The sequence below is a fragment of the Candidatus Merdisoma sp. HCP28S3_D10 genome, from assembly GCF_052065835.1.
In the GTDB taxonomy this organism is placed as follows: Bacteria; Bacillota; Clostridia; order Lachnospirales; family Lachnospiraceae; genus Laedolimicola.
The window spans coordinates 1-24,467 of the sequence record NZ_JBQHTG010000005.1 but is presented as its reverse complement, the minus strand read 5'-3'; the positions used below and the strand labels follow the sequence as shown (position 1 = coordinate 24,467).

General features: G+C 51.4%; 25 protein-coding genes. 24 read left to right on the top strand and 1 reads right to left on the bottom strand.

The window, feature by feature from the left end:
* Positions 1-6 precede the first annotated feature (6 nt).
* The 15 genes from ACTNCH_RS11955 to sigE all read left to right on the top strand — a co-directional run bounded on the left by ACTNCH_RS11955 (position 7) and on the right by sigE (position 16,541).
* Positions 7-621 carry a DedA family protein gene (locus ACTNCH_RS11955; RefSeq protein ID WP_441019403.1) on the top strand — a complete coding sequence of 205 codons (615 nt, stop codon included), beginning with the start codon at positions 7-9 and terminating at the stop codon, positions 619-621.
* A gap of 126 nt (positions 622-747) precedes the next feature.
* A complete protein-coding gene (gene mraZ, locus ACTNCH_RS11950) occupies positions 748-1,185 on the top strand; it encodes a division/cell wall cluster transcriptional repressor MraZ (RefSeq protein ID WP_158362097.1) in 438 nt (145 codons plus the stop codon).
* Positions 1,186-1,202: 17 nt separating this feature from the next.
* Positions 1,203-2,144 (top strand): 16S rRNA (cytosine(1402)-N(4))-methyltransferase RsmH, encoded by a 942-nt coding sequence (gene rsmH / locus ACTNCH_RS11945; protein ID WP_441019402.1) that lies wholly within the window; start codon positions 1,203-1,205, stop codon positions 2,142-2,144.
* An 11-nt stretch (positions 2,145-2,155) separates the two neighbouring features.
* Positions 2,156-2,704, top strand: coding sequence for a hypothetical protein (locus ACTNCH_RS11940; RefSeq protein ID WP_441019401.1), 549 nt, complete (start codon positions 2,156-2,158; stop codon positions 2,702-2,704).
* Positions 2,705-2,709: 5 nt separating this feature from the next.
* Complete coding sequence (locus ACTNCH_RS11935; RefSeq protein ID WP_441019400.1) at positions 2,710-4,878, top strand: peptidoglycan D,D-transpeptidase FtsI family protein; 2,169 nt, start codon at positions 2,710-2,712, stop codon at positions 4,876-4,878.
* Positions 4,879-4,948: 70 nt separating this feature from the next.
* Positions 4,949-6,727 (top strand): peptidoglycan D,D-transpeptidase FtsI family protein, encoded by a 1,779-nt coding sequence (locus tag ACTNCH_RS11930; protein WP_441019399.1) that lies wholly within the window; start codon positions 4,949-4,951, stop codon positions 6,725-6,727.
* 34 nt (positions 6,728-6,761) lie between these two features.
* Positions 6,762-7,721 carry a phospho-N-acetylmuramoyl-pentapeptide-transferase gene (gene mraY, locus ACTNCH_RS11925; RefSeq protein ID WP_441019398.1) on the top strand — a complete coding sequence of 320 codons (960 nt, stop codon included), beginning with the start codon at positions 6,762-6,764 and terminating at the stop codon, positions 7,719-7,721.
* Positions 7,722-7,733: 12 nt separating this feature from the next.
* Complete coding sequence (gene murD / locus ACTNCH_RS11920) at positions 7,734-9,092, top strand: UDP-N-acetylmuramoyl-L-alanine--D-glutamate ligase (RefSeq protein ID WP_441019397.1); 1,359 nt, start codon at positions 7,734-7,736, stop codon at positions 9,090-9,092.
* Between the two features lie 52 nt (positions 9,093-9,144).
* On the top strand, positions 9,145-10,275 hold the full coding sequence (locus ACTNCH_RS11915) for an FtsW/RodA/SpoVE family cell cycle protein (protein WP_441019396.1): 1,131 nt from the start codon (positions 9,145-9,147) through the stop codon (positions 10,273-10,275).
* 28 nt (positions 10,276-10,303) lie between these two features.
* Complete coding sequence (gene murA / locus ACTNCH_RS11910; RefSeq protein WP_441019395.1) at positions 10,304-11,545, top strand: UDP-N-acetylglucosamine 1-carboxyvinyltransferase; 1,242 nt, start codon at positions 10,304-10,306, stop codon at positions 11,543-11,545.
* 25 nt (positions 11,546-11,570) lie between these two features.
* A complete protein-coding gene (locus tag ACTNCH_RS11905) occupies positions 11,571-12,335 on the top strand; it encodes a cell division protein FtsQ/DivIB (RefSeq protein ID WP_441019394.1) in 765 nt (254 codons plus the stop codon).
* A gap of 151 nt (positions 12,336-12,486) precedes the next feature.
* Positions 12,487-13,656 carry a cell division protein FtsZ gene (gene ftsZ / locus ACTNCH_RS11900; protein ID WP_441019393.1) on the top strand — a complete coding sequence of 390 codons (1,170 nt, stop codon included), beginning with the start codon at positions 12,487-12,489 and terminating at the stop codon, positions 13,654-13,656.
* A 59-nt stretch (positions 13,657-13,715) separates the two neighbouring features.
* Positions 13,716-14,864, top strand: a complete 1,149-nt coding sequence (locus ACTNCH_RS11895; RefSeq protein ID WP_441019392.1) for an ATP-binding protein — start codon at positions 13,716-13,718, stop codon at positions 14,862-14,864.
* A gap of 103 nt (positions 14,865-14,967) precedes the next feature.
* Entirely contained in the window at positions 14,968-15,807 is an 840-nt protein-coding gene (locus ACTNCH_RS11890; RefSeq protein WP_441019391.1) for a sigma-E processing peptidase SpoIIGA, read from the top strand.
* Positions 15,801-16,541, top strand: coding sequence for an RNA polymerase sporulation sigma factor SigE (gene sigE / locus ACTNCH_RS11885; protein ID WP_441019390.1), 741 nt, complete (start codon positions 15,801-15,803; stop codon positions 16,539-16,541). Before ACTNCH_RS11890 ends, sigE begins: the two co-directional genes overlap by 7 nt.
* Before the next feature lies 1 nt (position 16,542).
* Here the strand turns inward: sigE and sigG are convergent, their stop codons facing one another.
* Positions 16,543-17,322, bottom strand: a complete 780-nt coding sequence (gene sigG, locus ACTNCH_RS11880; protein ID WP_441019389.1) for an RNA polymerase sporulation sigma factor SigG — start codon at positions 17,320-17,322, stop codon at positions 16,543-16,545.
* 206 nt (positions 17,323-17,528) lie between these two features.
* Here sigG and ACTNCH_RS11875 point away from each other — a divergent pair, with 206 nt between their 5' ends.
* The 9 genes from ACTNCH_RS11875 to ACTNCH_RS11835 form a co-directional block, all read left to right on the top strand.
* Positions 17,529-18,407, top strand: coding sequence for an HAD family hydrolase (locus ACTNCH_RS11875; protein ID WP_441019388.1), 879 nt, complete (start codon positions 17,529-17,531; stop codon positions 18,405-18,407).
* Position 18,408: 1 nt separating this feature from the next.
* Positions 18,409-20,313: a PRD domain-containing protein gene (locus ACTNCH_RS11870; RefSeq protein WP_441019387.1), complete on the top strand. Its 1,905-nt coding sequence runs from the start codon at positions 18,409-18,411 to the stop codon at positions 20,311-20,313.
* Between the two features lie 7 nt (positions 20,314-20,320).
* Positions 20,321-21,460, top strand: a complete 1,140-nt coding sequence (locus ACTNCH_RS11865; protein ID WP_441019386.1) for an amidohydrolase/deacetylase family metallohydrolase — start codon at positions 20,321-20,323, stop codon at positions 21,458-21,460.
* On the top strand, positions 21,426-21,791 hold the full coding sequence (locus ACTNCH_RS11860; RefSeq protein WP_441019385.1) for a PRD domain-containing protein: 366 nt from the start codon (positions 21,426-21,428) through the stop codon (positions 21,789-21,791). Before ACTNCH_RS11865 ends, ACTNCH_RS11860 begins: the two co-directional genes overlap by 35 nt.
* A 27-nt stretch (positions 21,792-21,818) precedes the next feature.
* On the top strand, positions 21,819-22,184 hold the full coding sequence (locus ACTNCH_RS11855; RefSeq protein WP_441019384.1) for an SFCGS family glycine-rich protein: 366 nt from the start codon (positions 21,819-21,821) through the stop codon (positions 22,182-22,184).
* A gap of 2 nt (positions 22,185-22,186) precedes the next feature.
* Positions 22,187-22,522: a DUF4312 family protein gene (locus ACTNCH_RS11850; RefSeq protein ID WP_441019383.1), complete on the top strand. Its 336-nt coding sequence runs from the start codon at positions 22,187-22,189 to the stop codon at positions 22,520-22,522.
* A 1-nt stretch (position 22,523) separates the two neighbouring features.
* Positions 22,524-23,234, top strand: coding sequence for a DUF4311 domain-containing protein (locus ACTNCH_RS11845; protein ID WP_441019382.1), 711 nt, complete (start codon positions 22,524-22,526; stop codon positions 23,232-23,234).
* A gap of 18 nt (positions 23,235-23,252) precedes the next feature.
* Complete coding sequence (locus ACTNCH_RS11840) at positions 23,253-23,906, top strand: DUF4310 family protein (RefSeq protein WP_349164282.1); 654 nt, start codon at positions 23,253-23,255, stop codon at positions 23,904-23,906.
* A gap of 31 nt (positions 23,907-23,937) precedes the next feature.
* On the top strand, positions 23,938-24,467 hold a 530-nt coding region (locus tag ACTNCH_RS11835; RefSeq protein WP_441019381.1), incomplete at its 3' end, for a hypothetical protein.

Here is a 24,467-nt window from a genome sequence, read left to right as displayed (position 1 = left end):
TGTGGTATGAAGAGTTTGATTTTGTCGATGATGGAGCAATATGGGTATCCCGGGCTTCTGGCCCTGATTTTTCTGGAACATGTATTTCCGCCTATTCCGTCGGAGGTGATTCTGCCCTTCGGCGGATTTCTGACGCTCCATACGGCTTTGAGCGTACCTGGAGTGGTACTGTTTGCCACGCTTGGCTCTCTGGCGGGGGCGTTGGTTCTCTACGGGGCGGGCTTCCTTTTAAACCGGGAACGGCTGACGAGGCTGACAGAGGGGAAGCTTGGGAAAATTCTTCATCTGAACGGGGAAGATCTGGAAAAAGCGGAGAGCTGGTTTCGGAAAAAGGGGCAGGGAACGGTTTTATTCTGCCGCTGTATTCCGGTGGTGCGGAGTCTGATCTCCATTCCGGCCGGCATGAGCCGTATGGATCTGTCCCTGTTTTTGCTTTATACCACGATAGGGAGCCTGATCTGGAACGTTCTTCTGGTATCCCTGGGGGCATTCCTGGGAGAATCCTGGGAATACCTTGCCTGGCTGGTGGGGGAATACTCCCATGTGATGCTGATCATACTGGGAATCAGCGGTCTCAGTTGGGGAACAGGCCTTATTCTAAGAAGAAAATTTAAGGAATAAGGTCTTGATTTTTAATAACAATTAAGATATTATTAAGAAGTAAGTGGTGGCAAGTGGTAAAAAGTGGTGCCAAAGTGCAGAAAAGTGGCACGAAAGCACCGGAACCGGAAGAAATGGGGTGACGCTATGTTCCGCGGCGAATACAACCATACGGTGGACACCAAGGGCAGGCTGATCATTCCTTCAAAGTTTCGGGAAAAGCTCGGTGACGAGTGTATTGTGACAAGAGGACTGGATGGCTGTCTTTTTGTATTTCCCATGAAAGAATGGGAGAGCTACGAGGAAAAGCTAAAGCAGCTTCCCATGACCAATAAGAATGCCCGTTCCTTTGTTCGTTTCCTGACCGCAGGCGCCACTTCCTGTGAGTTTGACAAGCAGGGAAGAGTACTGATTCCGGCAACCCTGCGGAAGTTTGCGGGAATCGAAAAGGACGTTGTGCTGGCCGGACTCCTGAACCGTATCGAGATCTGGAGCGAGGAGAAGTGGAACGAGAACAACAATTACGAAGAGATTGACATGGACGAGATTGCAGGTCAGCTGACAGAGCTTGGTCTGGATATCTGACAGAAAAGGGGACAGGCATGGAATTTTCACATGTATCCGTCTTACTGCATGAGACGATAGAACAACTGCATATTCGTCCGGATGGAATATACGTAGACGGCACGCTGGGCGGCGGCGGACATTCCTATGAGATTTGCAGACGGCTTTCGGACAAGGGAAGGCTGATTGGCATTGACCAGGATGCGGACGCCATTGCGGCAGCAGGAGAGAGACTGAAGGAGTTCGGCGATCGGGTTACGATTGTCCGGAGTAATTACTGTAATATGCGCCGGGAGCTTGCGAACCTGGGGATTGAGCGTGTGGACGGCATTGTGCTGGATCTGGGCGTGTCCTCCTATCAGCTGGACGCGGCGGACAGAGGCTTTACCTACCGGGTGGACGCGCCGCTGGACATGCGGATGGATCAGCGTCAGACAAAGACGGCGAGGGACATCGTGAATGGCTATACGGAGCATGAGCTCTACCGGATTATCCGGGATTACGGCGAGGAAAAGTTCGCGGCCAATATCGCAAAGCACATCGCGGCAGCCAGAGAAAAGAAGCCCATCGAGACAACAGGGGAGCTGACGGAGATTATCCGGGCAGCTATTCCGGCAAAGTTCCGGGTTGTGGGCGGACATCCGGCCAAGCGGACCTTCCAGGCTATCCGCATAGAGCTGAATCAGGAGCTTGAGGTACTGAAGAATTCTCTGGACGATATGATAGACCTTCTGAATCCGGGCGGCAGAATCTGCGTGATTACCTTCCATTCTCTGGAGGACCGGATTGTAAAGACCATATTTAAAACCAATGAAAATCCCTGTACCTGCCCTTCCAGCTTTCCTGTGTGTGTGTGTGGTAAAAAACCGAAGGGCAGGTCACCGATTCGAAAGCCGATTGCTCCAAGCGCGGAGGAATTGGAATACAATAAAAGATCCAAAAGCTCGAAGCTTCGTGTCTTTGAGCGGACGGAAAGTTAGGAAGCGAAAAGATGGCAGAGATCAGAAGCATTTATACAGATAGAAGAACAGATAACAGAACAGAGGCAGACAGAAGGCGGGATCTCTACGTGGACGGATCAGCAGTCCGCAAGCTCCGGGTAAAGGAACAGCCAAAGCAGTGGCAGATCCGGGAGGAGCGGCCCTCCGTACATAGAGCCCACAGGATCAGAACCCGGCAGATGGGAATCGGTCATGTGCTGTTTCTTGCGGCAGCTCTGGGCGTAGCCATGTGGGTCTGCGTGGGATATCTGCAGCTCCAGGCGGATAATACGGCCCGGGTAAAGAACCTTGCGGCGCTGGAGTCAGAGCTTTCCCAGTTGAAGGACGAGAATGACGACGAATATAACAGAGTCACCACATCGGTAGACCTGGAGAAAATTCGCGATATCGCCGTCAATGAGCTGGGAATGGTATATGCAAATGAGGATCAGGTAGTACTTTACGACAACGAGGGGAGCGATTACGTAAAGCAGTATGCCGATATTCCGGAGAGTAACGAAGGCGGACTTAAGGGAGTGCTTGGCACGATTAGCAGGTGAGTAATTTGAGCGAACAGTCAAATGGAAAGAAATCGAGAGCGCGGATGCAGGTGCTGCTTACCAATCGTATGAAACGTAAGCTGGCGCTGGTATTTGCGCTCATTGTACTTGCCCTGATGGGAGTTAATGTACGGCTGGCCTATATCAATAAGACCAGCGGAGACAGATATACGAAAAAGGTTCTGGCGCAGCAGGATACCAACAGTACACTGCTGCCTTATCGTCGCGGCGATATTCTGGATCGAAACGGAACCATTCTGGCTACCAGCGAGAAGGTGTACAATCTGATTCTGGATCCCAAGGTACTCTGGCAGAATGAGGACAAGGAGGATGCGGACAAGGATTGTGTGGAGCCTACGATCCGGGCGCTGGTGCAGTATTTCGAGCTGGATGAGGCGGAGCTTCGTTCTACCTTAAATGAAAAAAAGGACAGCAGCTACGTAATTCTGAAAAAACAGATGAGTAAGGACGAAATTTCAGATTTCAAGGCTGCTCAGGAGGATAAGGAGACAGGAAGTAAAATCAAGGGCGTCTGGTTTGAGGATTCCTATATCCGCCGTTATCCTTACAATTCGCTGGGCTGTCATGTGATTGGTTATACAGTTACGGGTAACCAGGGCCAGACCGGTATAGAGGAGGAATACAGCAGCACCCTGAACGGAACCAACGGGCGCAGCTACAAGTACCTGAACGAGGATCTGGAGCAGTCTACTTCTGTAAAAAAGGCTGTGGACGGCAATACTGTGGTGTCTACCCTTGACGCAACCCTGCAGGGAATTGCGGAGAAGTACATTGATAAATTTATAGAGGACTATACCAATAAAAGCGTAGAAGGACCGGCAGCCAAGAATATTGGCATCCTGATGATGAATCCCCAGAACGGAGAGATTCTGGCGATGGCTGGCGATGTGGATTTCGATCTGAATAATCCCCAGGATCTGGTGGAAAATGGTTATCTGACCCAGGAACAGGTGGATTCCATGACAGAAGAGGAGCAGCTGGACGCTAAAAACCAGATGTGGCGTAATTTCTGTATCAGCGACGGCTATGAGCCCGGATCTACCGTAAAACCCATGACGGTGGCGGCGGCTCTGGAGCTGGGCGTGGTCAGCGATTCTACCACCTTTCTCTGCGACGGTGGACAGGTTATCGTACAGGGACAGCCCAAGATTAAATGCGCGAAAAAGACAGGACACGGCATTATCAGCCTGGAGGGTTCGCTGATGTTTTCCTGCAATGACGCCCTGATGCAGATGGGAGCCATGCTCGGCTATGACAATTTTCTGAAATATCAGCAGATTTTCAATTTCGGACTGAAGACGAACATCGATCTTCCCGGTGAGACGAATAACGCTTCGACGGTATTTACAAAGGATACCATGGGCCCGGTAGAGCTGGCCACCAGTTCCTTTGGCCAGGGCTTCAATACGTCCATGATCCAGGTAGCTTCGGCCTTTTCCTCCGTTATCAATGGAGGTTATTATTATCAGCCCCATGTGGTAAAGAAGATTCTGAACGCAGATGGCGGTACGGTGGAGACAGTCAATCCGGTGTTGGTGCGCCAGACGATTTCCAATAAGACCTCGTCGCTGATTCGGCAGTATCTGTATCACACCATGTATGGAAGCGCAGATTCCAACGGTAACAATGCCACCGGAAGAAAGGCGCGGGTAGCCGGATATACCATGGGTGGCAAGACGGGAACGGCCCAGAAGGTGCCCCGTTCTGCGCGGAAATATCTGGTATCTTTTATCGGTTTTGCGCCGGCGGATAATCCCCAGGTGGTCTGCTATGTGGTAGTAGACGAGCCCAACGCGGACAGTCCGGTTACGCAGGCTAGCAGCGCCTTTGCCCAGGAGATTTTCAAGAATATTATGAAGGAAGCCATGCCCTATCTGAATATCTATGCTACGGCGGAGATTCCGGAGGATATGAAAGCAGAGGTGGAGGCAGAGCAGGCAGCCGCTGCGGAGCAGGAGGCAGAAGAGGAAGCGAAGGAAGACGAGACGCCTGTGGAGGAGGGTACCCTGGTAGATCCGAATACAGGTGAAACGGTGAAGATGCCCACGGAGGAGGAAGTAGAGGCCGACGGTGACAGCGGTCCGCTGGACGGCTATGAAAGCCCGCTCCTTCCCGGAGATGGAAGCACAGCTTCAGAGGACAGTACCGAATAGAGAGGCGGAAAGCGCCGCATAAAGTCAGAAACCCCATAATAGGTTGTAACAAACCGATTATGGGGTTTTTATGAAAACAGGGGAACAGAAAGTAAGAACCTACAACCGGAAAAAGCTGACGCTGGTTTTTGGAGTCTGCGTTCTGCTGCTGGCGGGGCTGACAGCGCGTCTGGGCTACTTGATGATTTTCCGATCCGAATATTATCAGAAGTTGGCGGAGGATCTTCATCAGCGGGAGCGGAGCATTAAGGCGGCCCGGGGGAAAATCCTTGACCGGAACGGCAGGGTGCTGGCTTCGAATCGGACCGTATGTACCGTGTCGGTGGTACACAGCCAGCTGACCGATCCGGAGGGAGTGATAGAAGCGCTCTGCAGGGAGCTGGGACTGCCAGAGGAAAAGGTGCGGAAACGGGTAGAAAAATACAGTTCCATAGAACGGATTCAGGCCAATGTGGACAAAGAAACGGGAGACCGGATCCGGGCCCTGGAGCTTGACGGGGTAAAAATCGATGAGGATTATAAACGCTGGTATCCCTACGGCTCCCTGGCCTCCAAGGTGCTGGGCTTCACCGGAGGGGATAACCAGGGGATCATCGGTCTGGAGGTCCGGTATGATACCTACCTGCAGGGACAGAAGGGCAGAATTCTGACGCTGACGGACGCCAGAGGAATCGAGCTTCCGGATGCGGGCGAGGAGCGGATAGAGCCAGTTCCGGGGGCGGATCTGCAGGTAAGCCTGGATTATAATATTCAGCGCTGCGCGGAGCAGGCAGCAAAAAAGGTCCGGCAGGAAAAGCAGGCCACCTATGTGTCAATTCTGGTGCTGAATCCGGAAAATGGGGAAATTTACGCCAATGTAAATGTGCCGGAATTTGACCTGAACAATCCCTATGATCTGACAGCATACCTGGAGGACACCGGGCAGAGCGGAGAAGAACGGACGGAACAGGAGAGACAGGATCTGCGGAATCAAATGTGGCGGAACCAGAGTATCCATGACACCTATGAGCCCGGTTCTGTCTTTAAGGTGGTGACAGCGGCGGCAGCCCTGGAAAAGGGAGTGGTGACCCTGCAGGATACCTTCAGCTGCCCGGGCTTCCGAATGGTAGAGGATCGTCGGATCCGCTGTCACAAGGTACAGGGACACGGAACGGAAACCTTTGTACAGGCCATAGAAAATTCCTGCAATCCGGCCTTTATTGACATCGGACAGCGGGTGGGAGCAGAGGATTTCTGCGGATATTTCCGGCAGTTTGGATTAATGGAAAAAACAGGAATTGATTTGCCCGGCGAGGCTAATATTATTATGCATAAGCTGGAAAATATCGGCCCGGTGGAGCTGGCAACCATGTCCTTTGGTCAGTCCTTTCAGATTACACCCATGCAGATGGCGGCCACTGTCAGCTCCATCATCAATGGAGGAACCCGGATTACGCCTCATTTTGGGGTGGCGGTTCTGACGGAGGAGGGAGAAACAGAGAAAAAGCTGGCCTGGCCGAAGGGCAGGAACGTGGTACGCGGCGACACCTCGGAAACTATGCGTTTTTTGCTGGAAAAGGTGGTATCGGAGGGAGGAGGAAGGCGGGCGTATATGGAAGGATACCGGATTGGAGGCAAGACAGCCACCTCCCAGACCCTTCCGAGAGGTACGGGGCGCTATATCTCTTCCTTTATCGGATTTGCCCCGGCAGAGGATCCAAAGGTACTGGCCATGTGCGTGATTCACAATCCCCAGGGGGTCTATTACGGCGGAACCATTGCGGCTCCGGTTATCCGCGGTATCTTTGAAAATATTCTTCCCTATCTTGGCATTGAAAAAACGGAGGAAAAGGCTTATAATGCAGATTAGCTTAAGAAAAGGATATGAGAGGTAGAAAAAAGTTATGGATGTAAAAACACTGATATTTCCGGTTTTGATTTCCTTTGTCATCAGTGCGGCGCTGGGTCCGGTGGTGATTCCGTTGCTCCGCCGGATGAAATTCGGCCAGACAGAGCGTGAGGAGGGACCTAAGAGCCACTTAAAGAAGACGGGTACGCCGACCATGGGCGGCGTGATGATTCTGGCTGCGATTATTGTGACAGCCCTGATTTACGCGAAGGACTATCCGAAGATTATTCCCATTCTCTTTGTGACCGTTGGCTTTGGGATTATCGGTTTTCTGGACGACTATATCAAGATTATGCTTCACCGCTCGGAGGGTCTGACTCCGGGACAGAAGATGTTTGGCCAGTTTCTGGTGACCGGCGTATTTGTCTTTTATTATTATAAAATGACCGGCGGCGATATGGCCATGCTGATCCCCTTCTGGCCGGGTCACTATCTGCATTTGGGCTGGCTTGCTATTCCGGTGGCTTTTCTGGCGATCATCGGAACGGTTAACGGAGCCAATTTTACCGACGGTCTGGACGGCCTGGCTGCCAGTGTGACGGTTCTGATTGCCGTGTTCTTTACGGTGGTGGCAGTGGGTACCGGAAGCGGCATCCATCCGATTACCTGTGCAGTGGTAGGAAGCCTGATGGGATTCCTGCTGTTTAATGTATTTCCGGCCAGCGTCTTTATGGGCGATACAGGATCCCTGGCTCTGGGCGGTTTTGTGGCGGCAACGGCCTACATGATGGATATGCCGATCTTTATTCTGATTGTAGCTTTGATTTACTGGGTGGAGATTCTCTCCGTTATGATTCAGGTAACGTATTTCAAGAAAACCGGCGGAAAGCGAATCTTCCGTATGGCGCCGATTCATCATCATTTTGAGCTGGGCGGCTGGTCGGAGACCAGAGTCGTGGCAGTATTTTCCATCGTGACGGCGTTATTATGTTTGATTGGATTGCTGGCGCTTTAAGGAGGAAAAGACATGATTAAGGATAAAAAGATTCTGGTAATCGGAAGCGGTGTCAGCGGCATCGGAGCAGTGAAGCTTCTGGAGGCAGCGGGCGCGGCTCCCACCCTTTATGACAGCAATGAAAAGCTGACAGAGGAGACTGTGCGGGGCAGACTGCCCGAGGGCAGCAAGTGCGCTATTGTTCTGGGAGAACTTCCGGAACAGCTGAAAAAAGAGACGGAGCTGGTAATATTAAGCCCTGGCGTACCGGTGGATCTGCCGCTGGTGGAGGAGCTTCGGAAGAATGGCGCTGCCATCTGGGGCGAGGTGGAACTGGCTTATCATTTTGGAAAGGGCAGAATTGCGGCAATTACCGGAACAAACGGAAAAACTACAACGACAACGCTGGTAGGAGAGATTTTCAAGAGCTATTATCCGGAGGTTTTTGTGGTAGGCAATATCGGAACCGCTTACACGGCGGAGGCCCTGAAAATGACAGAGAACAGCGTGACGGCTGCGGAGATCAGCAGCTTTCAGCTGGAAACCATTGAGAGCTTCCATCCGAAGGTCAGCGCGATTCTGAATATTACGCCGGATCACCTGAACCGCCATCACACCATGAAGTGCTATATCGAAACCAAGGAAAAGATCGCGGAAAATCAGACGGCAGAGGATACCTGCGTGCTGAATTATGACGATGAGGAGACGAGACGCTTCGGGGAGAATTGTAAGGCTTCGGTTCTGTATTTCAGCCGGGAGCATATACTGGATCAGGGCGTATATATGGACGGAACGGCGATCGTATACAAAGATGAGTCTGTGAGGACGAAGATCTGCGACGTCAGCGAGCTGAAGCTTCTGGGAACCCATAACTATGAAAATGTCATGGCAGCAGTGGCCATTGCAGCAGCGATGGGAGTTCCACTTCCCTATATCCGGGAGACGGTGATTCGCTTTACGGCCGTAGAGCACCGGATTGAGTTCGTGGCAGAGAAGAAGGGCGTGGCCTATTACAACGATTCCAAGGGAACCAATACCGACGCGTCCATCAAGGCAGTGCAGGCCATGAACCGTCCTACCATTGTGATCGGCGGCGGCTACGATAAGCACGTCAGCTTTGACGATTGGATTGAATGCTTTGGAGATAAGGTGAAATGGCTGGTGCTGCTGGGACAGACGGCCAATCAGATTGCCGAGACAGCGAAGAAGCATGGATTTACGAAGATTGTATTTACCGGAAGCCTGAAGGAAGCGGTAGAGGTATGCGCCGAAAAGGCAGAGAGCGGCGACGCGGTTTTGCTTTCCCCTGCCTGCGCAAGCTGGGGAATGTTCGACAATTACGAACAGAGAGGAAGAATGTTTAAAGATTACGTCCGCGCGCTTCCGGAATAAGGAAGCGCCCTGCGAAGCAAAGCAAGGGGCGAGGCCCCGGGACGGAGGGTATATGACAGGTCCGGATTCCGCCGGAAAAAAGAAGAAGCACAGGAGCGGCGCTCCGGATTACGGTCTGGGGCTTACGGTGCTGATTCTGGCGGGGTTCGGACTTGTTGTGCTTTACAGCACCAGCTCCTGGAACGGGCAGGTGAAGTTTGCAGATCCGGCCTATTACCTGAAGAAGCAGCTGTGGGCTACTTCTCTGGGGTTGGCAGTCATGTATGGAGTATCCTGCGTGGATTACCATCGGTGGGAGCGTCTGGCAGTGCCCGGTTATCTGATTTCCCTGGGACTTCAGGCGGCAGTTCTGGCGTTTGGAGATGAATATAACGGATCCAGGCGCTGGCTGTCGGTGGGGCCGCTGTCCTTTCAGCCCTCGGAGTTTGCCAAGGTGGCGGTTATCGTGTTGTTGGCCCGGTTGATCAGCAACCGGACGAAAAAGCCCGTAACCCTCCGGCAGATGTTTGTGGTGATATTGCCGGCTCTGCCTCTGGTGGGGCTGGTGGGTACCAACAACCTGAGTACGGCGATTATTATTATGGGAATTGCGGTAATCCTGATTTTTGTGGCCAGCCCCGGATATCTCCGGTTTATCCTCATCGGCGCAGGCGGGGCAGGGTTTCTGGCGGTGTTTCTGAGCCTGGAATCCTACCGTCTGGAGCGTCTGGCTATCTGGCGGAACCCGGAGGCCTACGAAAAGGGGTATCAGACCATGCAGGGACTTTACGCCATCGGATCCGGAGGCCTGTTCGGCGTGGGCTTTGGCGGAAGCCTGCAGAAGCTGGGCTTTGTACCGGAGGCCCAGAACGATATGATTTTTTCCATTGTCTGCGAGGAGCTTGGGCTGACGGGGGCGGTTCTTTTGATTTCTCTGTTTGTCCTGCTGATCTGGCGGCTTTTTATCATAGCCCTCCACGCGCGGGATTTGTTCGGAGGACTGCTGGTGACCGGAATGATGGGGCATATCTTGATTCAGGTGATTCTGAATATTGCGGTGGTGACCAATGCCATTCCCAACACCGGCATTACGCTGCCCTTTGTCAGCTATGGGGGCACCTCTGTCTTATTTCTCCTGGCGGAAATGGGTCTGGCCCTGAATGTGTCCCGCAGTCACGTTCACCGGGAGAATGGCATATGCTGAAGGTATAGCCGGACTTAGGGGAGAAGATATGGATTATCTGGACATTGAGGGCGGCCGGCCCTTGCAGGGAGAGGTGCGGATACAGGGATCTAAAAATGCGGTGCTTCCGATTCTGTCCGGCGCGTTGCTGCACAGAGGCGTAACCGTAGTAGAAAACAGTCCGGATATTACGGACGTGGAGGCCATGCTGGAGCTGCTGCGGGGCTGTGGATGCAAAATCCGGCGGGAGGGCAGGAAGCTTATCGTGGATGCCGGGCAGGTATATCCTTTGCAGGCAGAAACGGGTTACGCGGCGAAAATGCGCTCTTCCGTCATGCTGCTGGGAAGTCTTCTGGGACGGGTGGGCGAGGTCTTTTTGCCCTATCCGGGAGGCTGTGTCATCGGGGAACGTCCGATCGATCTCCATAAAAAGGCTCTGGAGCAGCTGGGAGCGGAAATTAGACTGGAAGAAAATGGAATTCACGCAGTCTGCAGAAAGCCGGTGGGAGCCAGGATCCGGCTTTCCTTCCCCAGTGTGGGAGCTACGGAAAATGTACTATTGCTGGCGGTAAAGGCCGAGGGGGAGACCATTCTTGAAAATGCGGCCCGGGAGCCGGAAATCTGTGAGCTCTGCCGGTTTCTGCGAAGCATGGGCGCCGGTATCCGCGGAGAGGGAACCGGGCGGATTGTGGTAAAGGGCGGGCAGCCCCTTCATGATACGGTATTTCCGGTCATGGCAGACCGGATTGTGGCGGGAACCTATATGCTGCTTCTGGCGGCTGCAGGCGGAGAAATCTGCCTGAGAGAAACGCCGGCCGGGCAGCTGCAAAGCCTGTGGCCGGTTCTTGCAGCCCTGGGGACAGAGAGCCGGATAGAGGAAAAAACGGTGCTTCTTAGGCGGCAAGAGAGAAAGGAATGCGGGCTAGAGGTGACGACGGCTCCCTATCCGGGATTTCCGACGGATTTGCAGTCGCCCCTTCTGGGCGCGCTGGCAGGTCTGCCCGGAAAGAGCCGGATCCGGGAACAGGTTTTTGAGGCCAGGTTTAAAATTGTGGAGGAGCTTCGAAAAATGGGGGCGGAGATTCGGCTTACAGGACAGGAGGCCGAGGTCAGGGGAAGAATGCTTTTGGGAGCGGTAATGGAGGCCCGGGAGCTCAGGGGCGGCGCGGCTCTCTGTATCGCAGCGGCTGCGGCAGAGGGCAGGAGCCGGATTTTCGGATATCCTTACATTGCCCGGGGCTATGAAAACATAATCGGGGATTTGCAGAAGCTGGGAGTTATGATATACTAGACAGAAACGGAGCAGAAGGAGCGGCATGGAAAAATTTCAGGAACGGAAACAGATAAAAAAACGGAAACGGAGAGGGAAAGGTTTTCTGGCGGCGCTGGTGATTTTTCTGCTGCTGGCATTGGCGGCAGTGGGCCTTATCAGCCTGTTCAAAATCCGTAAGGTGGAGATTACCGGCAACAGCTTCTACAGTGAGCAGGAGATCAGGGACCGGATCATTACAGATCGCTATAGCCAGAATTCCCTGTATCTCTATCTGAAATATAAGTATTTTAACAAGGAAGAGATTCCCTTTATCGATAAGATTGAGGTGAGTCTGAAGGGACCGGGCAGCGTGAAAATCCGTGTCTACGAGAAAAGCGTTATCGGCTACGTGACCTATATGGGCTCCCATTTTTATTTTGACAAGGACGGCGTGGTGGTGGAAAGCTCTGCAGACGTCAAGGAGGGAATTCCCTGTATCTCCGGCGTGAAGTTCAGCTCCCTGGCCCTGTATCAGAAGCTTCAGGTGGAGGACGACAAGATTTTCAGCCGTATCTTAAATATCACCCAGCTTCTGAAGAAATACGAGCTGAGTCCGGACAAAATTGAATTTGGCAGGGATTTGAGCCTGACCCTGTATTTTGCCGATGTGAAGGTAGCTCTGGGAAGCGGGGACAATCTGGAGGATAAGGTGGGACGGCTCCACGAGCTGTACAGCGATTTGGAAGGGCTGTCCGGAACCCTGCGTATGGAAAATTATACCTCAGATTCCAAATTTATCAGCTTCGAGAAGGACAGTTCCGGGGAATAGCGTATAGAAAAAAATAATTTTGGAAATGTTATAAATAGGGTTGATAAATTTCTGGAAAAAAGTTATCATATGTGGTATGAGAAAAATTGGAAGTTCTCTGCCTTCGGGTATGATTTATGAGAATAATAGAGGGAAATAGGAGGGCAATATTTTGCTTGAGATTATGATGAACGATGCAGAAGCCGCAGCCAGAATTATTGTAATTGGAGTCGGCGGTGCCGGAAATAATGCAGTAAACCGGATGATAGATGAGCAGATTGCAGGCGTAGAGTTTGTGGGAGTAAATACGGACAAGCAGGCTCTGCAGTTCTGTAAGGCAGAGCGTGCCATTCAGATCGGTGAGAAGCTGACCAAGGGACTGGGCGCGGGAGCCAAGCCGGAGATCGGTGAAAAGGCTGCCGAGGAGAGCATCGAGGAGATCAAGGAAGCCATCCAGGGCGCGGATATGGTATTTGTTACCTGCGGTATGGGCGGCGGTACCGGAACCGGCGGAGCACCGGTGATCGCCAAGCTGGCCAAGGATATGGGTATCCTGACAGTCGGCGTTGTGACGAAGCCCTTCCGTTTTGAGAATAAAGTACGGATGCAGAATGCGATGACAGGAATTCAGAAGCTGAAGGAGAGCGTGGATACTCTGATCGTGATCCCCAACGATAAGCTGCTGGAGATCGTAGATCGCCGCACTACCATGCCGGACGCGCTGAAGAAGGCCGATGAGGTCCTGCAGCAGGCGGTACAGGGAATCACAGATCTGATTAACCTGCCGGCCCTGATCAATCTGGACTTCGCGGATGTGCAGACCGTTATGACAGACAAGGGTATCGCGCATATCGGTATTGGTTCCGGTAAGGGCGATGACAAGGCTCTGGACGCAGTAAAGCAGGCAGTTGCCAGCCCGCTTCTGGAGACCACTATTGTGGGCGCTTCCCATGTCATCATCAATATTTCCGGAGACATTTCCCTGATGGATGCCAACGACGCTGCAAGCTATGTGCAGGATCTGGCAGGCGACGATGCCAATATTATCTTTGGTGCGATGTATGATGATACATACACCGATGAAGCCACCATTACCGTCATTGCGACCGGACTGGATGAGAACAGCAGCACCAAGGTTCTGCCGAAGAGCAGCAGCTTTGGAAAGATGCCGGCCACAGCGGCGAAGCCGTCCTTTGATTCCAACGGACAGAGCGCAGCGCAGACTGCTGCGGAGCCGCCGGTATTCAAGCCCCTGCCGGGTCTGAATATGCCGAAGCGTCCCGAGAGCCGGGTTCCGGAAACAGAGATTAAGATTCCGGAGTTTTTACAGAGAAATAAATAATCAGAGAAAAAAGGGGCTGACGCAGTGGTGCGGACAGCCCTTTTCCTTGGAGGAACCGTATGAAAACCATTACCATAGAAGAACTGATGAAGCTTGCGCCCGAAGAGATGACCATTCTGGATGTGCGTCCCCGGGAGGAGTACCGAAGAGGTACCTTTGCGGGAGCCTTAAGTATGCCGATGAAGGAGATTCCGGAGCGCGTGGAGGAAATCCCGAAGGACAAGCCGGTCTGCCTTTTGTGCCACACGGGAGAACGGAGTGTGGAGTATGTGGATTACCTGGAACAGAAGGGCTATGACGCCTGGAATGTGGAGGGCGGATACCGGGCCTATCTGCGTATAGAGCTGGCCCGCTTTGTGCAGGAGGAGGACGCCCGGAAGGAGAAAACGGCGGAAATCGAGCGCAGTATCATCAAAAAATTCCGAAAGCCCCTGTGGCGGAAATTTACCCAGGCGATTCAGGAATATGAGCTTATCCAGCCCGGAGATAAAATCGCCGCCTGTATTTCCGGCGGTAAGGATTCCATGCTGATGGCCAAGCTGCTGCAGGAGTTGCAGCGCCATGGAAAATATCCCTTTGAACTGGTCTTTCTGGTGATGAACCCCGGTTATAACGCGGACAACTGGAAAATTATCCAGGATAACGCCAAAGTCCTGGGAATTCCGCTGACAGTATTTGAAAGCGAGATCTTCGATATTGTGGCCGGAGTAGACCGGAATCCCTGCTATCTCTGCGCCCGTATGCGTCGGGGTAATCTCTACGCGGAGGCAAAGGCCCTGGGCTGCAATAAGATTGCCCTGGGACATCATTTTGACGATGTGGTAGAGACGATCCTGATGGGAATGCTCTACAGCGGAAAGATTGAAACCATGATGCCCAAGCTGCACAGCAAGAATTTCGAGGGAATGGAGCTGATACGTCCCATGTATAAAATCAAGGAGGAGGACATCAAGGCCTGGAGAGATTACCACAAGCTTCATTTTATCCAGTGCGCCTGTCGTTTTACGGAGAACTGCGCAACCTGTGGAGGAGAGCATGGCTCCAAGCGTGACGAGATGAAGGAGCTGATGAAGCAGTTCCGTGCCACCAGTGATGTGATTGAGTCCAACATCTTCCAGAGTGTCCATAACATCAACCTGAGAACCGTCATCGGTTATCATAAGGACGATGAGGTTTATAACTTTTTAGATGATTATCAAGAGCGTTAGATCCTGTCGAATCCTGTAGAATAAATCCATTCTGCAAATCCCATAAATTTACAAATTATGCAGCCCGCCTTCTCTATAATGTAGGACAGAAAGAAGGTGGGCTGTGTACCATACGCTGTACATAGACGTATTTTTCCTGGAGAATCTGCTGACAGATTATCTGCTTCTATCGCTGACAGACCGGCTTCTGAAGCTGCGCTCCGGGATCCTGCGAAGGCTTGCGGCCGCCGCCGCGGGCAGTCTGGTGGTCTGTGTCCTCTACGGACTGGGCTGGCAGAGAAGCATGCTCGGAAAGCTGCTCCTGCATGGGGCGGTCGGGCCATGCATGGCGCTGGTGAGCCGGAAATGGAACAGCCGGCGTCTGCTGCTGCAGAGTATTTTCCTGCTGTATCTGAATGCTTTCCTGCTGGGCGGTATCTTCGGCTGGCTTTGGAATACCTGGCGTTTTCCTGCGTACCCTTTTTTATTTTTTACGCTGGTTAGCTATGGAATCTTGAAGCTGAGCATGAGAGCTTTATTCCGACAGCGCAGGCAGGAGCAGAGCATCCGTTCGGTTACGATCCGGTACCGGGGAAAAGCCTGTACCGTCCGGGCCCTTTTGGATACGGGCAACGGTCTGCGGGATCCGGTTTTTGGAAAGCCTGTGAGCATCATCACGGATGGGCTGAAAAAACAGCTCCTGGAGTCCGGGGAGCCGGTCTGGTACCCGATTCCCTACCGGAGTGTAGGCCGGGAGCATGGATTTCTTCCGGCGTTTTACGCAGACGTTCTGGAAATCCGGGAACCGGACGGCAGGAAGCTTAGCAGGGAAAGGCCATTGCTTGGCGTTACCAAAGAACCACTTTCTTCTGATGAATATTACAGTATGATTCTTCACCCGGCGCTGACAGAGCAGTCCGCCGCAGGTGGGGAGGAGAGTGGGAGGAACGAGATGCAATGCTAATCAAAGTGGCGATTCCAAACCAGGTTCAGCTGAAGCTGATCCCCAGTTTTTCGACTTTCTTTGTGGGAAAGCAAAAGGAAATTCATTATATCGGAGGCGCGGAGGTGCTTCCGGCGCCTCTGAACGCAGAGGAGGAGGCCCGGGCTATCCGAAAGCTTGGGACAGAGGAGGGAAAGGAAGCACGCTCCCTGCTCATTGAGCATAATCTGCGGCTGGTGGTCTATATTGCGAAAAAATTCGATAATACCGGCGTGGGCGTGGAAGATCTGATTTCCATTGGAACCATCGGACTTATCAAGGCCATCAATACCTTCAACAGCGGAAAGAATATCAAGCTGGCGACCTACGCTTCCCGCTGTATTGAAAACGAGATTCTGATGTATCTGCGCCGGAATAACAAAACCAGGCTGGAGGTATCCATCGACGAGCCCCTGAATGTGGACTGGGATGGCAATGAGCTGCTGCTGTCTGATATTCTCGGCACCGACGAGGACGTCATTTACCGGGACATCGAGACAGAGATGGAGCGGAAGCTGCTGGACAAGGCAATCGAAACCCTGTCTGAGCGGGAACGGACCATCGTGGAGCTGCGGTTTGGTCTGAAAAACCCCCGGGGCGAGGAAATGACCCAGAAGGAGGTGGCAGATCTTCTGGGAATCTCCCAGTCCTATATCTCCCGGCTGGAAAAGAAAATTATCCGGCGACTGAAAAAGGAGATTTTGAAGTATGAGTAGCTTATAGCTGCAGATAGTTCTGCATGGACTTCAGCGCATTTTTTTCCAGACGGCTGACCTGCGCCTGGGAAATACCGATTTCATCGGCCACCTCCATCTGGGTCCTGCCCTGGAAGAACCGAAGCTGAATGATATAATGTTCCCGTTCTGACAGCCTTTTCATGGCTTCCTGCAGGGAGAGATCTTCAATCCAGAGATCCTCCCTGTTTTTCTTGTCGCTGATCTGATCCATCACATAGAGGGTATCGCCGCCTTCCGTATAGACCGGTTCGTAGAGACTGACCGGACTCTGAATGGCGTCCAGGGCAAAGACAATTTCCTCGTCGGGAATGCCGATTTCCGAGGCAATTTCACTCAAAAGAGGTTCCCGGGAATACTGACGGGTCAGATTCTCCCGGGCGTAAATGGCTTTGTATGCGGTATCCCGCAGGGAGCGGCTGACGCGGATACTGCTGTTGTCCCGGAGATAACGGCGGATTTCCCCGGCAATCATGGGTACGGCGTAGGTGGAAAATTTGACGCCCAGCGTACAGTCGAAGTTGTCGATGGCCTTCATCAGGCCGATACAGCCAATCTGGAACAAATCGTCCGCGTTTTCGTTGGTGGAGGAGAAGCGCTTGATGACGCTCAGCACCAGACGGAGATTCCCTTTGATATAGAGCTCCCGGGCTGCCGGATCGCCCTTGGCAATCCGCTCCCACAGAGCGTCCTTTTCCGCCTGGGTCAGGACAGGCAGCTTCGCTGTATTTACGCCGCAGATTTCTACTTTATTCAGTGCCATCCGGTAAAGTCCTCCTGTAAGATCTTAATAGTTACAAGATTTCCGAAAGAAAAGTTTCTATGCGCGTTTCCCGGAAATTAAAAAAATAATAGGCCTTGACAAAACAGATTCATTTTTGCAATGTATACTTAAGAAATTGCAAATAAATAATGGCTAGGTAAAAAAGGAACTATGCTATGATTAGAAACAGGTAAGGGGACTGTTAAATGGATGTAAAGTGGATTGTAACGGATATGGACGGTACTTTGCTGAACAGCAGAGACGAAATAACAGATCGGACCAGAGAGGCTCTGATGGCCTGCCAGAAAAAGGGAATCCGGCTGATCCTTGCAAGCGGCAGAAGCTATGTGCGTCAGCTGCCCTATGCAGAGGAACTGAAGCTGAAGGAATATGGCGGCTGTCTAATAGAAAATAACGGTCTGACTGTAAACGATCTGTCCCCGGGAGGACGTCATAAGCTGACAGCTCTGGGACGGAAAGATATGGAATTGCTTTTTCCGGTTCTGCAGAAATGGGAAGTGGAGATACAGGGGTATGAGGATGACGCCATTTATTATTGGATTCCTGACTGGCAGCGACCCATAAAAGAAAAAGAACGGCAGGAAAAGGGGTATCCGAAGGAACATCCCCTGGTGGCGGGGGCATGGTCCTGGGTAACTGACAATATCCACAATTATCCCAGGCAGATAGAAATACATTCCATGGATGAGCTGCCGGAAAAAATCAATAAACTGAATGCTACTGACCGGGAAGAACGAATCCTGGAATTGTACGAGATGCTTACGGAAACGTATGCCGGACAGTATGAATTTGTGCGGACCGGTCCGAGACTGATTGAAATTTCACCAAGAGGAATCACAAAAGGACAGACACTGAAGCGCATGATGGACAGGGCCGGGATAAAGCCGGAGGAAGTGATGGCCTTTGGAGACGGGGAAAATGATGTGGATATGTTCCGGGTCATAAAATACGGAATCGCCATGGGAAACGCGGCAGAGTATGTGAAAGCTCATGCCTTTGCTGTGACAGAAACCAATGGGAAGGATGGAATAGCGGCAGCGCTGGAAAGGTACGGGGTTATATGATATGAAAGAAACGCCAAAACCGAGACAGATAGAGATTTTCAGGCTGCTTCTGATGTCCGGAGGCCCCATGGAGATCAGTGCGTTAAAAGAAAAACTGCAGAAAAGTGAAAGAACCATTCGCTATGATGTTCAGGAGCTGAAAGCAATCTGTCAGAACTATGGAATAGAAATCCGTTATCTGACCAGAAAAGGATATGTGATTCCGGTTGCCCAAAAGGCGGAAGGCTCCGCGCTTCTGATGCAATGGGACATGGGAAATAAAGCAGGTTTTATGGATGACGAGGAAGAAAAACGGTTTGAAAGTCTGTTTTTTTACCTTCTGGTCCAGAAGGGATACGTGACAGCAGAAAAACTGGCAGATATATATCTGGCTTCCAAATCCACATTGACCAGGGGCTTGGGAAAGCTGGAAGGATATTTCGGAAACAGCTTCACACTGGATATCCGGAAAGCACAGGGATACCGGCTTCTGGGAGATGAGCTGGAGCTTCGAAAAAAAGCGGTGGAGCTTCTGAGTGTCAGATTCAGGGGAAGCTACAAGGCAGACGAATGGTTTTTACTTCTCCCCGAGGAGTTGAAAAGCAAGATTACTATTCAGCACCTCCGGACTATCAGCCGCAGCATCCGACAGGTGAATGGAAAATATAATATCTGGATTTCCAATACGGCTTATCTGAATCTGATGAGCTACTGTATTGTCCGACATGTGCGGATTCCGGTGATAGAAGAATCCGAAAGAAAATTGGAAGAGTATCATACATACGCGTCGGACATGCTGCAGGAGCTGTCGGCAGAGGAAGGAACAGGAGAAAATCAGCAGGAACTGCTGTGGCTGAAGGAAGTTCTTCGTGATTATGGGATTTGTACAGAGGGTTACCGGGTAAAGGACGAAATCCTGAAACGAATCATGGAGCGTATCATGGCCTATCTGGAAAATGATGAGGAGAGAGGCAGCTTTGAGCTGCAGAACCTGCGAAGGGATTTGGAGGAGCATCTGAAAAATTACCTGACCATGAGCGCGGCGGATTGCCAGGAGGAAGAAAATGAGTTTGTTCTTCAGGAAATCCAGGAATATTATTATTCTCATTTTCAGCTGGCCAAAAAACTGGCCGGAATTATTGAGGAAGAGATTGGACAGAAGCTGGGTATCATGGAAATCTGCTATCTGGCCGTATACCTTTATAAAAATGGAATACAGGCGGAGAACGGGCGCAAAAATGTTATGGTGGTCTGCGCTACCGGTAAGGGACTTTCCCATTTTCTGGCGCTGCGTATCAAGCATGTGTTTCCTATGCTGAATGTGGTGGGACAGGTTTCGCCCTATCAGCTCCTGAAGGCCAGCGATATGAAGGGCGTGGATTTTGCCATATCTACCATTCCGTTGGAAAACAGCGTAGTGCCGGTCGTAAAGATTTCCGGCGTTCTGTTAGCAGAAGATATTCAGAGAATCCAGGATTTCCTGAAATATGGGAAGCTGGTAGATGATCTCCCAATGAAACAAAAAAATCAGGCTTCTTTCCAGGCAAAAACGGATATTTCCATATCAGCACAGCTTATGGGAAAAACAGATCGGAACCTGGCAGAGGCTGCCGGAACCATGAGTAATCTGATTCTGTTGCTTCTGGAATATGTGGCGAAGCTTCCGTCTCAGATTCAGCTGAGCCAGGACGCAATGCTGGGTATGGTCATTCATATGAGCATGGCGGTAAAGCGATGGCTGTCAGGCGAGCCCGCAGAGGATCCGGCAGGAGAGTTCCGACAGGAGTATTACCGGGTTAAAAAAGAATATCCGGATGTATTCCTGATAATGGAAAAATTTTTCGAAACTGTAGAAAATACGCTGCAGGTGAGAATATCGATTTCAGAGAGAACCGCGTTCTTTCTGTACATCATAGAGGAGGAATAAGAAGAATATGAAAAGCCTGTTGATTAAAAACGGTCAGCTGCTTGCTCCGGCGAATGGCTTCCGGAGAGAAAAAAGAGATATTTTCGTGAAAAACGGAATAATTGAGAAAATCGGTGAGCAGCTGGAAGAAGAGGCAGAGATAGTCATTGACGCGGAAAACTGCATTGTGACGCCGGGATTTATCGATATCCATACCCATTGTTATCCGAAGGCATTTTTAGGTCTGGATCCGGATGTGCTGGGCCTGGAGAGAGGCGCAACTACCATTCTGGATGCAGGAAGCAGCGGAGCCGACAATTATGAGGATTTCCGCAGCAGCTACATAGAAAAAGCGAAGACAAAAGTATTTACACTTTTGAACGTATCCAGAGAAGGATTGATCAACGGTCATGAGCTGGACAGTATGGATAAGCTGGACGAGGCAAAGGTAAAGGCCGTGGCAGAAAAGTACAGCGATAATATCGTAGGCCTGAAGGCTAGAGCCAGCGCAAGCGTCGTTGGCGAAATGGGTCTTACTCCGATCGCGGAGGCTGCCCGGATAGCCCATGAGATAGACAGACCGCTGATGATTCATGTGGGAAATTATCCGCCTGCTCTGACGGATGTACTGAAGCTGGTGGACGAGGGCGATATCATCACCCATGCTTACCATGGTAAGAAGGGTGGCATCCTGACCGAAGAGGGCGAAATCATCCAGGAGGCGAAGGACGCCAGAGCCAGAGGCGTGCGTTTCGACGTGGGACACGGCGTGGCAAGCTTCAGCCTCCGTGTATACAAGCAGGCGCTGCTTGACAATTTTGACTGTGATATGATCTCCACAGATCTGCATGTAGAGAACTACAACGGACCGGTATACAATATCGCCAGCGTTATGAGCAAGCTCATCAACTGCGGCGAGAGCCTGGATCAGGTGGTGCATAAGGTTACTTACGTACCGGCTAAGCACTTTGGCCTGACAGGTCTGGGAGAATTAAGGGAGGGCTGCACGGCAGATCTGAATCTTCTGACCCTGGACGCCTGCGAGGAGGAAATTGCGGATTCCATCGGCGATACCATCATCCTCAAGAATAAAATTACAGTAAGAAAAACCATTTACAGTAAGGGAGAAGAAAGTGAAGTATTTAGAAAAAGCATTGGAAATGAATGAAATTGATGCGGAGCATCGGGAACGCACCATCCGAGAGTATGAGGCTGCTAAGGAAAGAGTCAAAAATCTTCCCATTGCCTTAAATGATGACGCGGATGCCATGCTCAGCAATCACCTGGTGGCGCTGATTAAGCGTATTTATACGGGACATTTCGTGGATCCGATTGAGGAGGAGATGATGAACGAGGTGTCCGAAGAGGCATGGAAATATGCCCACATCATTGTAGATCCGTTGTTCGAGGCCCATGGCGTGGCCATCGACAGGAGCGAAGTATTCCTTGTGGGAACCCACATGGAGATGGCGATTGCATCGGCGTCAGCCGTTCAATAAAGAAACAGGAGAAGGAGGAAACACTCGATGAAAGAAGTATTAGTTGTAATCGGCCACCGCATGGGCAAAGGTCAGGCGGTAGCAAGAGGCGTAGAGAAGGCCGGCGGTAAGGCGATTGTAATTCCGGGCATGGCAGCAGATATGAAGCTTGGCGATGTGATGAAGGAAAACAACGCGGATCTGGGCATCAGCTTCTGCGGAAGCGGCGGAGCAGGCGCTCTGACGGCTCAGAACAAATACGGTTACAAGGCAAAATATTCTCTTCGTTCCGTGGACGCTGCATACACAGCTGTGAAGGAAGGCTGTCAGGCAGTCGGACTTGGTTTCTTGGACACAGAAGAGTTGGGCGAGCGTGTCGTACAGGCATGGCGTGAAGTACACGGAGAAGAGTAAAAATGTTTGGAAAGAATGCAGAACGAATCGATACCTTTAATGGAAAACAGCTTTTAGAGGAGTTGGATCATGAGATGACCCTCACCATGACCGGAGGATCACTGGAAAATGCGGTAGGCAATCTGTTTCAGCTGATGCGGAAGCAGATTTTCCAGGAAATTTCCTATCCGATCATTCAGATGGAAGCAAAAGAAGTGTACTTCGATGAGGTACAGGTTCAGAAAGAGACCGAACGTTTTATGTTTCTTTTCATGCCAAGAGAAAAGATGACTTTTACGATTACCGCAAGGATCGTGGTAAAAGTAAAATATCTTAAAGTAACGAAGGAGGATTTTTAGTATGTTACAGATTATTATTTATTCCGCAATCATCGGTATCATCGGAGGCGGATGTATCGCAGCCGGTGCAGCCCGTATGTTCCATGCGCCGGAAGTTCAGTCTATGGGTGCGTTCCGTACCCTGGGTGAGCTGAATGCCTGCAACGGTGACCCGATTGCACATTTTTCCTTTGGTCTGGGATTTTTCTTCTCGGCTGCAGCTTCTGCAGTAGCGGCAGGATCCCTTACACAGGATGTTATGCACCGTATCGTGCCCAACTGGAGTGCCGCTGCCCTGCTTGTTAAAAACAACAAGGTAGAAGAGACAGTTCAGAATCCGCGCAAGATGATGATGGCTGGTTCCGTTGTCGGCGGTCTGGTTGTTATTTTCCTGAACACGATGGCAAGTATTATCCCGGAGAAGCTTTCTCTGATCGCTTCCGAGGTACTTGGACCTGCAACTACATGGCTCATCAATCCGGTTATGCCTGCGATCTTCTGGTTGGCAGCAGTGGATGCCGGTAAGACCACAGGTATGTGGGGTACTGTTCTGGGCGGCGTATCCGCGCTGATTACCGGAAATGCAACTCCCGGTGTTGTACTTGGTATCCTGATCGGTAAGTCTGCTGAGGAGAACGGTTACAAGAGCAAGGTTGTTCAGGTTCTGATCGCCATCGTTGTAATTCTGTTCGTTGCCATTGCATACTTCAGAGGCTTCTTTGGCAAGTTTTAATTAGGGAGGAAGAGAAAGATGGAAGACAAAAGAACATTTGGTCAGAAAATGGATGAATTTCTTATGAAGGACAGCACCTTTATCCTTCTGGTAATTGGAGCCGCTGCAGCAATTTTTGCAGGAACTTATATGTATATCAGCTTCGGTACAGGCGCATTCAATGATATTTCAATCGTAGCTATGCTCCGTGACGGTATTGACACAGGCGATTACGCGGCAGCCGCAGCATTTGCCGCAGGCTTCCTGATTGCACGTATCCTGGAAGGACCGCTGGTAGGCCTGATGGATATCGGCGGATCTCTGCAGACTGGTGTAGGTATCGGTCTGCCGGCTCTGTTCCTTTCCATGGGATGGAAGCTGCCGTTTACCAACTTCTTTACCGCGCTGATTACCGGTGCTGTGATCGGTCTGGTTATCGGCGGAATCGTTATGCTGGTTCGTAAGCTGATGCCGGAAGGCGTAGCGGTAGGCGGAACCTCCGTTATGATGGGTGCCGGAAATGCAACCGGACGTTACCTGGCTCCGCTTATCGTACTGGCAGCTACCAGCTACAATGTATACGCAGGTCTGGGAGCGATCATTGGTTCCGCTATCTTTTATAAATGGGGTAAAGAGATGACAGGCGGCGCTATCCTTGGCGCTATGATCCTTGGCGGTATTTTTATTCACTAATTCATATTCACAGTATCACGAGGAGACAAAAATGACAGTTTATGAAGAAATCGGACTTCCGCGGGTCATCAACGCCAGTGGCCGGGTAACCGTTCTGGGCGTATCCACCATCAGCGATAAGGTGGCCAAGGCAGCCGTAGCGGGCGGACAGTCCTATGTAGTAGTAGAAGATTTGATGGATAAGGCCGGAGAGATTATCTCTCAGTATACCGGCGGCGAGGACAGCTGCCCGACCGTATGCGCGTCTGCGGCAATCGCCCTTTCCGTGGCAGGAATGATTTCCAGGGGAAAGAAGACGATCATGGATCGTCTGCCGGATTCCACCGGGCTGGCCAATGAGATTATCCTTCAGAAAGGCCATGCCATCAACTTCAACGCTCCCATCGAGACCATGCTGCGTCTGGGCGGCGGCGTACCGGTAGAGGCAGGCTGTGCTACTGAGGTAGTAGTGGAAGACGTTGAGGAGTTAATTAACGAAAAAACAGTTGCCCTGCTTTACGTAAAGAGCCATCACTGCGTACAGAAGGGAATGCTGGATCTGCCGACGATGATCGAGATCGC